We start from the raw sequence: 15,579 nt of genomic DNA, 5'->3' as shown, positions 1-15,579 counted from the left end.
AGACAAACAGCCTTGGAGGGGCACTGTCCTAAGCACGCCTTTTTATCCACATTCAGCCATTACCCTCGGCCAACCCAATATTATCTCCCCCTTTGTTCAGGTATATTGCTGCGATAACAGCCGCTTAAAGGTGTGCCTGCAGCCAACAACCGCTCGGCGCTGCGCCAGGATGTTCGGGCGACTATCGAGAAGTTCAGGAGGAGCTATCGATCTGCCGGTCCCAACCGGTAATCCCCTGCCCCTCTCTATACCCTCTGCCCATCGAGCGCCTGAACTCACCTCCGGCCTATAAACACCTGCTGTGGGTAACCATGGCCGTGAATAACCCTAGAGGCTCACTTTGAAATACCGTTTTCACGGCCAACTACTGGCCACCGTGTTTATCGCTCTTACTTCTCTCGCACAAGCAGCCCCGGAACTCTTATTCAGTGCAGCCCCCGACTGGGTTGAAGTGTTACCGCCAGTGGTCTCCAAACGCCCGGCGCAGGGGAGCGTGCGCGTGCATCTGTCGAATTCTCAGATACGCCACTGGGGTAAAGAGCAGCAATACTATTTCCAAGTAATTATGGAGCCGCTGAACCAGCAGGGCGTCAATGAAATTGCCGAGCTGAATTTTAGCTTTTATCCAGCCTTCCAAAAGCTGCTGGTGCACGACATCAGCATCCAGCGTGACGGTGAGCGCCTGAATCGTTTAAAAGAGGATGCTTTCAAGCTTTTTCAATCCGAACAAGAGTTATCCAGCAAACTCTATTCCGAGCAGTGGAATGCACTTTATATCCTCGAGGATATCCGCCCAGGCGATATCATCCGTTACACCTACACCATCGATGGCAGCAATCCAATCTTTGCGCGCAACGATTTTGGCCGTCTCTATCTCTCTTGGCCTCAGGCGGTAGACCGCCGCTTTGTAAAAGTAATTAGTGACAAAAAGCTCAACTACCGATTTAACCACCATACAGTTCCCGTCAGCGAAACCCGCCACCAGGGCAACTTTGCCTACACACTCGACCTGAGGGATGTGGCGGGAGTGCTGGCAGAGAGTGAATACCCCTACTGGCACGATCCCCTGAATTACTTCCAATACTCTGGCTACGATACTTGGGCAGAGGTCAATAAATGGGCCCTGGAGCTCTATCAGGTCGATCGATCGCTGCCCGCGGCGCTGGAAAAAACACTGGATAGCTGGCGGGCACAACTGGGGCTCGAGGGCGCCGTCAGTAAGGCGATCGAATATGTACAGGAAGATATCCGCTACTTTGGCATTGAGCTGGGTATCAACTCGCATCAGCCTAGAACTCCACAGGAAACCCTCCAGAAACGCTACGGAGACTGTAAGGACAAAACCCTGCTGCTCACTAGCATGTTGGCTCATCTCGGGGTTGAATCCTACCCTGCCCTGGTATCCTCTTCTCGCGGGCGGGACATCGGCCGGGATATTCCCTCCCCCGAGACTTTTAACCATGTGATCAATTTGATCATATTAAATGACCGCGAATACTGGGTGGACGCCACCGCGTCCGGTCAGGGTATCAACATCGAACATAAGGGGTTTTTCGACTACGAACTGGCACTGCCTATCGCAGAACATACCCAGAGCCTCAAAGCCATGGAGCCCAGTTCAGAGAAAGTCGCCAGCCTCAGCGCCCGTATCGAGGAACAGTTTGAGATCGATGCCGCAGAGAACAGCGCGCAGCTGCACGTGCGCTCACACTTTACGCACCTAAAGGCTGAGCAGGTGCGTCAGTTTTTCCTCTCCGCAGATTCCGAGCAGATCAAAAGTAGCTATACCAATTTTATTGCCGGCTACTATCCAGGAGTAAACGCCAATCCAGAAATCCTTTACAAGGACAGCCTGCAGGAGAACCAGCTGGAAGTGTCCGAACACTACCAAATCAGTGAATTTGCCCAGCGGCATTCCGCGCGCAAGATATTCTCTCTATACGGCTCCGCCATCGTGCCCTACTTGTCAAAACCCCAGCGGCCTATTCGCAAGACCCCATTGGCCCTGGCACACCCTGTCGATGTCCTGCAGAGTGCGACAGTACGTATTCGCGGCGAATTACTTTGGCAGGAAGAGCTGGACACCATCAGTATCGACAACCCCTGGTTCACCTTTACCCGCAGGGCAAAGCGGCTGAAGAATGGGCTAGAGGTCAAGTACGCCTTTAAATCGAAAACCGATCATGTCGAGCAACAGGATGTGCCCCAATATTTGGTGCAGTTCAAGCAGCTCGACACAGCACTACAATATAAGTTTTGGGCCAAGAGTGAAGCCTCCCTCGAGCGCAGCAACAGCCAGGAAATGAAAAACCTGATTAAATCTCTGATCAGGAAATAAGACATGAAAAAACTGCTGCTGATACCGATCGCCCTACTGTTCTCTGCCTGCACCTCGCAAACTGTGATTGAAACATCAACAGATCCGCTGTCGACTTTAACCGCACAGGTAGCGCAAATACCGAACTCCGTCCTCTATGAAACTTATTGGCGCCATTACCTGGAATCGCCTCAATCCTTGAAAACTCTCGAGGCACAGCAGCGCTACCAGGGAGAAATGGCAGCCATCGAGTCCGGGCAGAAAACCTGTACCGAAGTAAATTGGCAGGAAATTACTCAGCTCAACAGTATCTCGTTACTACCACACTTGAGTGCCACCGAGTGCTATGAGTCCACCGGAAATAATACGCAGGCCAATCATCACCAAAATATTTTCAACTTTATCGCCACCGGTGTACTGTCCACCCGCAGGGGCGACGCCTTTTACAGTGCCTATGAAATCGCCAGCTGGGGCGATGCCGAGGACCTACTCGGCTTGTCAGGCTATGAAGTCATCGATAGCTATTTTGAATTTGCTGCGAGCCGCAACGGTTTATATAAAATTTACAATGTGCGCGATCCAGAGAATAGCAAGGTCAGAAAAATATATTTTGACAATACCCGTTTCCTGCACCGCCTACTTGAGATTAAGTACCCCTTTGCAGGTCTCTCTGACGCGCTTTATAAAAAAATTATCCAGCCAATGGCAGAAACTGATTACGCCGCACGCCATGCCATCGGTCAAGTTCAAGAGGCCGAAGGGCAATTCCTACAGGCGGAGCAGTCTTACCTAGAAGCGATCGGCATGGGCTCCATTAGTGCGAGTATCAGTCTTGGCAATCTGTGCCTTGCTGGTAAAAGCACAAAGTTTACTCTGAATGAATGCGCCCAGCTGTTTGTTGCCGCCGCAGACCAAGGTCTGCAAGAGGCCAAAGTCATACTGGCCTATATCACTCAAATCGGCCTCGGCATTGAAACCGATACGCCGCTAGCAAAACAATTACTGGCAAGTGCCGCGCAAGCTATGAATAGCGGTGAGGCCGAGTACATCATGGCCCTGCTACTGTCATCTTTTCAATACAGCGAGTCCAGGGAAGAGCAGGTACAACATTACCTCCAAGCCTCGGCAAACCATGACTATGCCCCGGCACTGTTTGAACTGGCTGGCTTCCACCTACAGGGCCCGTCCGCACAACAAGACGCTTTTAAAAGGCTACTCCGCCGAGCGGCAGAACAGAATTTTCCTCCAGCACAATTTTACTATGGTAAATATCTGCTTGAGGTCGCCGATGAAAATCTGAGCGAGGAGGGCATGTATTATCTGCAGCAGGCCGCCGAGGCCGGTTTCCCTATGGCCTTGCATCTGAGAGGAAAAATTGCTGAAAACGGTCTTTATCAACAAAGACAAGATTCCCAATCTGCCCTTAGGGATTTTGAGGCGGCTGCACTGCGCTGGCACCTGCCGGCACAATTTCGCATGGGCACTCTAAATACCACCGGAAAAATACTACCGACCAATCACGAGCTTGCCTATGGCTGGTATGCCCTCTGCGCTAAGGTCAACCACCTCGACTGTATCACCAGTCTGGGCTACGCCTCTGCTAAGGGCGCGGGCGTTGAGCAGGATTACCAGCGAGCACTCAAAATATACCAATATGCTGCACAACAGGGGTCAGCCAGAGCCAGTTTTAACCTGGGGTTACTCTATCAACATGGTCTGGGAGTAGAACGGAATCTGCAACAGGCAATAGGTTACTTGAAGCAGGCCGCAGAAGCCGGATCGGTGGACGCTATGAATGCCCTCGGGTTGTTATTTCTTAGCTTAGGTGAAGAGACCGGTGAGCAAAACTATACTGACGCATTGACTTGGTTTGAACACGCCTCAAAACGCAATTCCATGTATGGCCTCTTCAACCAGGGCCGCATGTATGAGCAGGGGCTGGGCGTAAGCAAGGATCAGGAGCTGGCCCTTGAACTGTATAAAAGTGCCTCTGAACTGGGCCATACCGGCGCCTCTTTAAAACTGGCCAGGGCCTACAGTTCCGGTGACCTTACCAATTACAATCTGAAAAAGGCCCTACATTTCTTGAAATTGGCCTCCGAGCAAAGCGGAAATAGCACCATAAAGCGCACCTTACAAAGGTGTCAGGAGTCACAATCTTGCAACGAGTTGGAAATAGGGGAACTGGTGAGCCTCTTATCAAAAACTGAATAACCCTTCAGTATTTGCCAATACAGCGGTCAATGGTCAGATTGGTCGCTTTGCCCCCACTTATGCACATTACTGACACACCAGTGAAATAGCGGATATTTTTTATCCGCCAATGTAAGTTTTTCGTGCAAAAAATACATGTTTTGACAGGTAATTAAGAAATTTATTTCCCCTATCATTTTGTTTTTTTCTCTATAAATGCCAAATATCCATCAGCCCCTAAAACCCAAAGTAAAATCCGAATATCCACCCAATTTCACAGAATAAGAAAATCACCCCTCTATAATCCTGCGAAAAATTACAAGTAGATTTCGAGAGCAATATGAACGAATCGATAAAACTATTTTCAGCGATCAGCCTAACGGCCTTCCTGACGGCCTGCGGCGGTGGCTCTGGTGGCGATGGTGACGGAAACCCTGAAACTGAAGTAGATAGCAGTGGCGGTGGCAGCAGCCAGGGGATAAGCATTAGCGGCGGCGAAGGCCGCGTTGTAGAAGACAGCACAGCCTCTGCGAGTGGCAAACTGGTTGACGCCGCCAACCCCTCTCAGACCTTCGAAAATACCAGCTTTCAAGGCCGCTACGGCTCATTGACTGTCTCTAAAGATGGCAACTGGAGCTATACGCTGGATAGCGACCTGGCCAATCCGCTGGATCTCGATGAGCAGACAAGCGATGTCTTTACCCTCGGCGTTGGTAGCGGCAGTGACACCACCAAAATTAGTATTCAGATAACCGGCGCTGACGACCCCTATTCCTTCACCCCAAGCGTCCCCCTCTCTACATTGGTGCTGAATAACAAAGAGCGCGCCTCCGGCCAATTAAAAATTGAGGATGTCGACGGTAATACTCCCCTCTTCAGGGCAGACACCATTAATGGTCAGTACGGTAAATTTACCATTCAAAATGATGGAACCTGGGCATACTCACTCGATAGCAACGCTGGGGTATTAAAAGCAGGGGAAACCAGTAAGGATACCATCAAGTTCCTGCTGACCGATGGCAGTGAGCAATCGGTGACTTTTTCAATTGCCACCACAGATCCCACTGAAAGCAGTATCGTTTTTATATTTATGAACTTCTCCGACGCAATCGCCACCAGAGAAGCGGGCGTTAGCGATATCGCAGATATGGTCTTCAATGATGTCGACTCCCTCGATAATGCCTACCTGGAAAACTCCCAGGGGCAACTCAAGTTTCTAAGACATAGAATCGACAGTAAAGACCTCCCCCACTACTGCTACGGTCAGCAGGGCGTGGAAGAAAGCTCCATTGACTGTATCACTTACAGTATTCCAGACCCGCAAAATGGGGGGATTTTAAGTGTTGCAAGTGCCCAAGCACGTCAAGGCCAGGGTGGAGAATACACCGATGGCGGCTTCTCCTGGAGAGACGATGCCCACCAGTGGGCCCGTGACACGATGGTTGATGATAATGGCCAGCCCTTGAATCTCAGTGACTGGCGCCATCAGGTCTATATCTACCCCTCAGAAGCCGAGGATGCCGGCCTGATCGGCACCGGTATTGCCTCTGTAGGCGGTAAGTGGAGTGTGGTTGCCGCACGCACCGATCAATTAGTGATGGGGCACGAGCTGGGTCACAATATTGGCCTAGGCCACGCGGGGTGGGACGAAGATAACGACGGCAGGGCTGAAAGTGAATACGGTACCGCCGGCTCCCTAATGGGCAACCGCTCAAAATCTCGCCTGTTTGGCAGTGCCCACAGGGAAGTTATGGGCTGGTACAAGTTATCTCCTGATTACAGTACTACCATCAACCAGGTTGCTGGCAGTATTCAGGATATAGAAATCCAAGCCATTGAGCTGACCGCTGGCGAACTCTCTGGGACTCTCCCCCAACAGCTCAAAGTGCAAAGTAACGGCAGCAAAAATGGCCGGAGCCACTACTATGTTAACTACCATGTTGGCCACAACATCCTGAATCCAAACTCTCACTATGCAAATTCAGTGACCATTCACTATTTAAATGATATAGATTCAAATCATGTGGCCGTACTGGAGAGTCCAGGTGATTTCTTTGAAGATAACAGTGCTGGCATTACCATTACTTACAAATCTAACAGTGACGCCGATCAATCTGCAGTAATAACAGTCCAATATGATAATTGAGGACTGCAATAATAATCTGGGAACCACCACCGTCGCCAATCATTAAATTTAGAAGGTACACTTTATGTATAAAATTATAGTATTCGTACTCAGTATTACTTTTAGCCTTTTCTGTCAGGCAGAGGAAGTCGTCACCGGAACCTTAGAGGAAGTCATCTCTGAAGACTTTAAAACCGGCAAGGTCGAACGTCGTTTCAGCCTCAAGGATGAAACCAGCGGAACTTACTACTTTATTGATGCCGAAGAGGTTAAACGCAAAGGCATGAAATCCGGTGATCGGGTAAGAATTCGTGGCGAGCGCGGCGATAAACGACTGCTGCACCTGAAAGAAAGCAAGAAACTGGAAAAAATCGAAGAAGAATAATCTTACGAAGAGCCGGACAACAACAGTTTCCGGCTTCTCTCTCCATTTAACTTTTCTTCAAAACAAGCAATTCAAGATTGCTGCAGTGTAAGCAGCTGATCCCTATGTAATTTAAAGTTTAAAGCACAGCGCCGGTTAAACTCTCGGATATCTTCAATTTTATATTTGTGTGCCAGATCACTGCCTGGACGCAGCTGTTCACGATTTGGATAAAGCCCCTTTCCCGCCAAAAGGCAGTTCCAGGAAGTATCGGGAAAATAAGTATCCAGCTTTTGCTCCAACAATTCATCGGTAATATTCTTACCAGCCATCCAGGACATTAGTATCGAACGTAGAGAGGGCGATATCTTTTCATTGGTCGTGTTGGCGATCCAGTAATCCGTGTCCGTTCGCGAACTAATGCGATAATGACCCACAATATAGTCGCGCACGGCATCGAAGCGGGCGCTAATACGGTGATTAAAATCATCCCTGAACTGATCGGTGTAATGACCGTTATTATAGGCCTCAATAAAGCGCACCACAGTTTCCTGTACCATGTCCAAGGCAGTGGCCTCTAGAGGCTCGATAAACCCCTGGGAGAGACCCACTGCTAGGCAATTTTTTACCCAGTGCTGGGCAACCCGCCCCACCTTAAATTTTAACCGACGCGCCTCGACATCACTATCGAGCAGGCCTAAATACGCACGAAACTCAGTTTCGGCCTTGTCATCATCGATAAAGTTGGAGCTGTACACATAACCGTTACCATTGCGGTGAGTCAGGGGAATTTTCCAGACCCATCCATATTTCATCGCCGCAGAAATCGTATGTGCGGCATAGTCTTTTTCCTGATCCGTAGCGAATACAACTGCAGAATCGTTAAATAGGCTCTCTGCACTACTAATAAAGGGAACGTTCAGGGACTGCTGGATCAGGCTTCCCCGGAAACCGGAGCTATCAACATAGAGATCGGCTTTGAGCACCTCGCCATCCGTAGTTTTCAAGTGATCGATATTACCTTGGGTATCGAGCATAGCACCGGCAACCGTTGCCGCCTTGTAGTTAACACCCTTTCCTTCGGCAACACGACGTAAAAACTGGCCTAGCAAACCGGAGTCAAAATGGTAACCATAGGCAATATCAAAGGGAAAGTTCTCCGGTGCTACTGGAGATAATTTTTGCCGGATCATTTCCGTTGCCAGGAAGAAATGATCCGGATGCCCCTCAAGGTCGATACCTTTTCTGCGCAGAAAGCTGTTATGAAAAAATGCCGGAATATTAAACTGATCTGGCTGACCCACAAACGGATGCACATACTCAGAAAAACCTGGCTTAATGGACCAGTCTTTAAAAGTAATACCTACTTTATAGGTAGCATTACAGTGCGGCATCCACTCCGCCTCGCTCACGCCGATAGTTTCCATAAAACCCTTCAGCGATGGTGTTGACCCTTCACCAACACCAATAATGCCGATATCCGGTGATTCCACCAGGGTAATCTCAAACCCTTTATCCCGCCAATGGGTCGCCATCAGATTAGCGGTTATCCAACCAGCGGTCCCCCCGCCAAGAATAATAACTTTTGTATTTTGGCTGTTCATAACGTTTCTCAAATTATTATCGTCGTGCTTAACCTTGGGGCACGTCACGATTTTCAATCGAAAAAAAACCGCCCGACGAGCATGGCTCGGCGGGCGGTTTTTTATCAACAATCCGGTTTATACAAGATTAGTCAAAGTACTTAGTAGCTATAATTCATACCCAGATAGAACTGACGTCCAAACTCGGTGTATTCACCCAAGACGCCATCAACGCCGTAGGACTTAACATCCGCTTCATCCGTTAAGTTATTGGCTGAGAAAACTACATCGATACCATTGTCGAAGGCATAGGACACCTGAGCATCCACAGTCGTGTACTCCCGGGCAGGAACCACAGTAGAACTGCCGGGGATAGACATTACCTGAGTAAATTCATCCCTATAACGCACATTCACATGGCTGCTGAAACTACCGATATCCCAAAATACCGTAGTACTCCAAACGTTTTTCGACAGCCCTGGTAAAGGCATATTTTCGCCAGAGAGACTGCCTCCAGTAACTTCCGTTTCACTCTCGGTATAAGAATAACTAGCGGTCATGCCAAGCCCAGAATAAATACCCGGTAGCTCATTGAAGGTCTTAGTACCCGCCAGCTCGATACCACGAATATAACCGCCTTTATCGTTATTAACGAAGGTTTTAAATGCAGCCGCTTCACGCCCTTCAGGCACTATAATCCCCAAGGAGTTGAATAGTGCATCTCGCTCCTCTTGGGTATCGAGATAAATAAACTGCTCTTCAACCAAGGTTTCGATGTCTTTCCAGAAAATTGCGGCCGTTATAGCACCACCATCTTCGAAATAGTGCTCATAAGCCAGATCAAACTGGTTCGCACGGAAAGGGTCTAGGTAAGGGGAGCCTTTAGTCCATACGTTGTAGTCATTTTCGCCATCAGAATTCCACGAACCAGCACCGCCTTTCAGCTGCCCTACCGGTGGACGTCCCATAACTTTGGCCGCTGCAAAACGGACATAGTCCTGTTCAGTAAGCTCAAAGTTTAAATTCAGTGAAGGTAAAGTATCGGTATATTCAGGGCCATATTCGACATCATCATAGTCGTTACTGGTTACACCCAGATCATCAGTAATCTCAATACCTTTACCAGCACCGACATTCTGGATACCACGGGATTTCACATCGGTATCAACAACACGTACACCAAAATTACCCGTGACCGGTATGCTACCCAATTGAGTATCGATGTTTGCCATTAGGTAATATGCGAAAACTTCCTCGGTGACCGCACCGGACTCAATATATGTCCAGTCTTTACCATCACTAAACATCTTAACACCGCCGTAATTACCGGTGCCGAAAATGCTGGAGGCCAAGCCATCCATGTTAGTTACAACAAAATGGTCTGGAGCTCCATCGACAGATGCCACTTTAACGAAGCCATCAAGTGGCTGGGGCATACATTCGACGTCAGATATATTATCTGCACAGTATCCGTTGTACTGACCATCACGACTGCCATAGAGGAAGGTGCTACGATCTGAATCGAAAGTACGCTCCGAGAGTCGAACACCGGCTTCTAAAGAGGCGATAGCCCCCCATTGCAGATCAAACTGGTAGTCCAGCTTAAAAGCCTCTACCTCATCGGTGTACTGATGAGGATACTCTTCGTAACGGGAAAGGCGCATGGTGTCTAGGTTGGTAAAATCCACTCCCATAAACGCCGAAGTGGGGATTCCTTCCCCATCCATCTTAAAAGTAAAACCCTGGTTCGCGGCTTCCTGCCAAGTTTCCAGGTCACCCTCCTCGTTGTAACCTAAATCATAGGCATGCATGGACACAATCTGGTCCTTGCGGGTTTTGGTGCCTTCGCTGTAAGAGTAATCAAAAACCAGCGTGTGACGATCAGCAATATTCCACTCCAGATTCAAACCGATACTATCGCTATCGGCCTGAGTAGACTGATCCTCGGAACGCGCCTCAAACCAGGGACCACTGATGGTATCAGTAACATTGAGACTTGCTTCTGTCACAGCGCCACCGGAAATTACCGCTCCAGTACCAATATAACCCCCATACTGATCCAAATTCCCAACCGTAATACCATGACGGGTATCGATACGCTCGAACTCAGACTTAAAGTAATCAAGCTGAGCTTTAAAGTTATCAGTCGGCTGGAAAACAACACTGGCCAGATAGCCATCGCGAGTATCGGTTCCTGTACCCGCTTGCCACTGAAAAGCGCGGGGAACATTTACATCGCCCTCGCCTTGAAGACCAACATTGTCATAACCCAGCTGCTCGTCAGCCCCAGCACGCGCCTTGGTAAAACTATTCGGCTGCTCAAGGTGTGAGTAACCCAGGGCCACACCAACCTTGTCATCCATAAATTTACCCATATACGACAGGGTTACGCGCTGGCCGAATTCATCGGCACCTACATCATCAGCAGCGTCGTTAAACGACATGCGTACATTGGCATTGAAGTTGTGCTCTTTCTCGGCATCCAGTGGGTTGGCCGTTTTCAGCTCAACAGAGCCGGCCACACCACCTTCAATGTGGGAGGCTTTAGGAGACTTGTACACCGCGGCCTGGCTGATCAGCTCGGCCGGGTACTGGTCAAAGGAAATCCAGCGGGTGCTTTCGGTGTAACCACTGGTGGAGGCCTGCTCTCGGCCATTCAGCGTAGTCTGCAGGAAGTCGCCATTCATACCGCGAATATTCAGTTCTGACGACTGGCCGGAAGAGCGCACGGTGGTAACGCCGGGCAGGCGGCCCAGGGCGTCGGCAATAGACTGGTCGGGAAGAGATGACAGCGCACCCGCATCCACCACATCCGCCACAACATCCGCGCTGCGCTTGGCTTCAAGGGAACCCAAGACGCTTGCACGGATACCGGTAACGGTTACTTCTTCCAGTGCTTCCTGCTCCTGTGCGTAAGCCCCAATAGAGGCGGACACAGAGGCCGCAATGGCCGCAGACAGCAAAGTGGGTCTGAGCGCCCCTTTACCTTTATTGGATAGACTCATCATCTTCTCCCTGGACTTATCGTTATGTTGAGACCCTGCATCCTAGGCCGGCCCCCTATCCATAACATCCTCCCCCGCGGGGGGAGGAGGTGGGAGAATCTGTGACTTTAAACACACTAAGGCGCTGCTAGATTACAACCTGCAGCGACAGATATTAATAACCTGACAAACGGACTAACGAGTGGATGCTAGAGACGTGAGAGGACAAGAAAAGATCAACCTTCCAGTTGTACTGCGGCACCGATCAGTGCCTGATATCCCGCATTTAACGCGTACACCGGTACGGCTTCCATCCACTGATGAACCCGCCCTTTGTTGAGGAAGCGTTGCTCGAACGCGCTCTCGGGCAGCAGTTCGGCAATGCGCGGCAGTATTCCCCCCCCCAGGAAGACACCGCCCTTAGCACCCATATACAGAGCGGCATCTCCTGCGGCGCTACCGAGGAAGCCGAGAAAATCCAGCAGAGTCTCTCTGCAAAAGGGGTCGGAGTTATCCAGGCCACGGGCACTAATATCCGGCGGGGCCAGATCATCGGGTGTTTTACCATTTAACGTACATACGGCGCGGTACAGGTTTACCAGCCCATTGCCGGAGAGAACCCACTCATTAAAAACCGGAGCGCGGCTCTTCATTAAAATCTGTAATAGCTGTAGCTCGCGCTCAGTTGAGACCGTCAAGTTGGCATGACCCCCCTCTCCCGCGAGGACATGGTAACGGCCTTCAGCCTCTGCCAATCCGGCCACACCAAGACCTGTGCCCGGCCCCAGAACTGCCATAGGGGCTCCAGGTAAGCGAGGAGCCTCCCGCAGTACTTGATAGTCGTTGGCAGACAAACGCGGCAGCGATTGAGCCAGTGCGGCAAAATCATTGATCAGCTCCAAGTGGGGAAACTGAAACGCCTCAGCTAAGGTGGCGGCTTCAATATTCCACCCCAGGTTGGTCATATAAACGCGGCTACCGGAAGCCGTTTTTTCCAGCGGACCCGCAGCGGCAATACACGCTTTATCGGGCCTGGGCTGATCGAGGCCATCGAGCCAGTGCTGTAAAGCAGCGTCAAACCCATCAAAGCGTTTGCAATCCACCACCTTCAGCCCTTCAAGCGCATAACCCTGCCCAACTGGCCTGGCTATCGCAAAGCGGGCGTTTGTGCCGCCGATGTCCGCTACGATACTCGTCATAGTTATCCCTATAAGATCCCCAAAAAAGGCGATATAAGTTAAGGGGTCAGAGGAAATTATGCTAGCCCCAGAACTCCGTCCTGAGGACAGCCTGGCCCATAAAATAACCGGGTGGTCTATCTTTGTATAAAATGGCCACTGCAAGGATGGCCCTCATTTCATTACCCCTGACCAATAGATGACAGCTGGTCACCAGGCTGAGCTCTGTCCCACGTTATTCAGGAAGTCAGCGCGCTTCGGCAACAATTCCCTTTATCGACTGGGCAAATTCCTGCATCTCTTCCCGGCTAAATGTGCTCAGTACCCGCTGCCCCGAGGGCGGCTGAAACTCGAGCCCCACTCCAGGACGCCGCGCTATTTGTGGACGAATGGGGCGAGAACAAAAACCACCACCGCAATTAGGGCAGACATTACTTAAAACTTCCTCAACACAAGTACGGCAAAAAGTGCACTCATAAGTACAAATCATCGCTTCAACCGAGTGAGATGGGAGATCTTTATCGCAACACTCGCAGTTGGGTCTCAATGCCAACATAGACCATTTTCCTTTCTTTAATCACCTAAAATTCAATACTTAGCCAGCGCTAGGGGAGAACACTATCCACAACTTAAAAGATAAAATACTTGAAGCTGAATAACTCTTAAATATTGCTAAAAAGCCCTTATCGCAGAGCGATAAAAAATCGAAATCAATCGGCCCAAAGAAAAAATAAAATATCGACCTATAGATTTTACTGTATTCAGTCAATCACTAAACATCTCTGGGGAAGACTTATCATACGCTGCCCTCACACTCTATCACCAGAACCCGAGCCTCACCTCGCGGATGAGCGACATGTTCAGTGCCTTCCGATGCATAAAAAATATCACCAGTATTTAATAGCTGCGATCTCACCTGCCCGTTTACCTTATAAAACATCTCAACACAACCACCAAGTACGGCAAAAACTTCCTGGCCATCATTAATATGCCAAACATAGGGCTTATCGGTCCAATGCAATTTGGTTGTAACACCATCCATATTGGCGATTAATTTTGATTCCCAGGCAACCTTACCGGTAAACTCTTTACTTCTCACAAATTCCATAGCCGTCTCACTGCTTTTTTATGGTACACATAAAATAAAATTCGTTAACGAACAAAATATTCCGCCCCCCAAAAGACAGTTATCAAGATCCCTCTTTTCACTCGCTTCATCAAATTTCTCCTGGCACCCTTTAATATTAATAAAATTTATTGTAAAGGTATTCACAATATCGTGAAACTCAATATTCAGAAGCAATATAAAAATTCGAATCGGCAATCAATCAGTGCTTTCAGAATCTACAATATCTCTGAGCCGATAGGAGTGAACCTATATACACCGAGCCACTCCGTGAGTCTGTTTTAAAGGCTAATAATCTAGCAGCATCTACTAAAAGGAACAGACTTAATTACCTCTGGCGCTTTTCTCCCAGCCCGTTAGAATCGGCTAACGATAATGAGAACCAGGGGAAATCCGTGAGAAAATTATTCCTACCGCTAGCCATCAGCACTGCCCTACTGACCAGCCCAGCGTCTGCGTCCGATCAAGGACCACAGCAACTATTACAGGATACCGAATCCAAGGTCATCGAATGGCGCCGCCACCTGCACCAGAATCCCGAGCTGGGCAATCGCGAATTTGAAACCGCCAAATACATTGAAAAGCACTTGCGCACATTGGGCCTTGAGGTAGAAACCGATATCGCCCATACCGGTCTAGTGGGCTTTTTGAAAGGTGGCAAACCCGGACCAACCGTTGCCCTACGCGCGGATATGGACGCTCTGCCGGTCACCGAAAGAACCGATGTCCCCTTCGCTTCCAAGGCGCGAGCCACTTACCAAAGCAAAGACGTGGGCGTAATGCATGCCTGTGGCCACGATACCCATGTAGCCATGCTGATGGGCACTGCCGAGGTACTCGCCGGCCTGCGCGATGAGTTGGCCGGCAACGTACTGTTTATTTTTCAGCCCGCTGAAGAGGGCGCACCCGATGATGAGGAAGGCGGGGCTGAACTGATGCTCAAAGAGGGCATCTTCAAGAAGTACAAGCCGGACGTGGCCTTTGGTCAGCATGTGACTTCCTCTCTACCCTCCGGTGTCATCGGCTATCGCTCGGGCCCACTTATGGCCGCTGCCGATGAGTTCCGCATTACTATCAACGGCCGCCAGACCCATGGCTCACGCCCCTGGGGCGGCGTTGACCCCATCGTCGCCGCTGCACAGGTGGTCATGGGCACCCAGGCGATTGTCAGCCGCCAGGTCGATATCACCAAAGAGCCAGCGGTAATTTCTTACGGCCGTATCGATGGTGGCGTGCGCAACAATATTATTCCAGACAGCGTTTATCTGAATGGCACTATTCGCAATTTTGATATGGATAATCGCGCTGAGATCTTTAAACGCTTAAAAACCACTGCGGAATTAATTGCCGAAAGTTCTGGGGCTAGCGCCGAGGTAGAAATTCTGGAGGGTTACCCTGTAACGATCAATAATGCCGAGCTAACAGAAAAGGCTCTGCCTATTTTAAGGTCTGTAGTGGGTGACAAGCGCGTGGTCGAAGTCCCGAAAATAACCGGAGCCGAGGACTTCTCCTACTATGCGAATGAAGTACCCGGCTTCTTCTACTTCCTTGGCGTAACCCCACAAGGCCAAGATCCAAGCAAAGCGCCAAGCAACCATTCACCGCTGTTTTATGTGGATGAAAGTGCTTTGCGCAAAGGTACTGAGGCTTTGACTGTATTGACTTTGAATTATATGGCCAATTATAAACAACAGTAATAGAAAGCGAGC

Annotated in this window: 10 protein-coding genes; 5 read left to right on the top strand and 5 right to left on the bottom strand. The window is 49.7% G+C overall.

What is annotated here, in order from left to right; genetic code table 11:
• Positions 1–340 precede the first annotated feature (340 nt).
• From ACCI51_RS06140 to ACCI51_RS06125, 4 genes are all read left to right on the top strand, one after another.
• Entirely contained in the window at positions 341–2,338 is a 1,998-nt protein-coding gene (locus tag ACCI51_RS06140) for a DUF3857 domain-containing transglutaminase family protein (protein ID WP_371842964.1), read from the top strand.
• A gap of 3 nt (positions 2,339–2,341) precedes the next feature.
• Entirely contained in the window at positions 2,342–4,531 is a 2,190-nt protein-coding gene (locus ACCI51_RS06135) for a tetratricopeptide repeat protein (protein ID WP_371842963.1), read from the top strand.
• Between the two features lie 319 nt (positions 4,532–4,850).
• Positions 4,851–6,656: a VCBS domain-containing protein gene (locus tag ACCI51_RS06130; protein ID WP_371842962.1), complete on the top strand. Its 1,806-nt coding sequence runs from the start codon at positions 4,851–4,853 to the stop codon at positions 6,654–6,656.
• A 64-nt stretch (positions 6,657–6,720) separates the two neighbouring features.
• Positions 6,721–7,020: a hypothetical protein gene (locus ACCI51_RS06125; protein WP_371842961.1), complete on the top strand. Its 300-nt coding sequence runs from the start codon at positions 6,721–6,723 to the stop codon at positions 7,018–7,020.
• Between the two features lie 71 nt (positions 7,021–7,091).
• Here the strand turns inward: ACCI51_RS06125 and ACCI51_RS06120 are convergent, their stop codons facing one another.
• The 5 genes from ACCI51_RS06120 to ACCI51_RS06100 all read right to left on the bottom strand — a co-directional run bounded on the left by ACCI51_RS06120 (position 7,092) and on the right by ACCI51_RS06100 (position 13,852).
• Positions 7,092–8,603 (bottom strand): tryptophan halogenase family protein, encoded by a 1,512-nt coding sequence (locus tag ACCI51_RS06120; protein WP_371842960.1) that lies wholly within the window; start codon positions 8,601–8,603, stop codon positions 7,092–7,094.
• 140 nt (positions 8,604–8,743) lie between these two features.
• Positions 8,744–11,587, bottom strand: a complete 2,844-nt coding sequence (locus ACCI51_RS06115; protein WP_371842959.1) for a TonB-dependent receptor — start codon at positions 11,585–11,587, stop codon at positions 8,744–8,746.
• Positions 11,588–11,802: 215 nt separating this feature from the next.
• Positions 11,803–12,765, bottom strand: a complete 963-nt coding sequence (gene glk, locus ACCI51_RS06110) for a glucokinase (protein WP_299587705.1) — start codon at positions 12,763–12,765, stop codon at positions 11,803–11,805.
• 226 nt (positions 12,766–12,991) lie between these two features.
• Complete coding sequence (locus tag ACCI51_RS06105) at positions 12,992–13,300, bottom strand: DUF1272 domain-containing protein (RefSeq protein WP_371842958.1); 309 nt, start codon at positions 13,298–13,300, stop codon at positions 12,992–12,994.
• A gap of 240 nt (positions 13,301–13,540) precedes the next feature.
• On the bottom strand, positions 13,541–13,852 hold the full coding sequence (locus ACCI51_RS06100; protein WP_299587702.1) for a cupin: 312 nt from the start codon (positions 13,850–13,852) through the stop codon (positions 13,541–13,543).
• 413 nt (positions 13,853–14,265) lie between these two features.
• Here ACCI51_RS06100 and ACCI51_RS06095 point away from each other — a divergent pair, with 413 nt between their 5' ends.
• Positions 14,266–15,567: an amidohydrolase gene (locus tag ACCI51_RS06095; protein ID WP_371842957.1), complete on the top strand. Its 1,302-nt coding sequence runs from the start codon at positions 14,266–14,268 to the stop codon at positions 15,565–15,567.
• The last annotated feature ends 12 nt before the right edge of the window (positions 15,568–15,579 follow it).

It is taken from the genome of Microbulbifer echini (assembly GCF_041447225.1).
GTDB classification, from domain to species: Bacteria; Pseudomonadota; Gammaproteobacteria; order Pseudomonadales; family Cellvibrionaceae; genus Microbulbifer; species Microbulbifer echini.
This window is presented reverse-complemented; position numbering and strand designations above follow the sequence as displayed.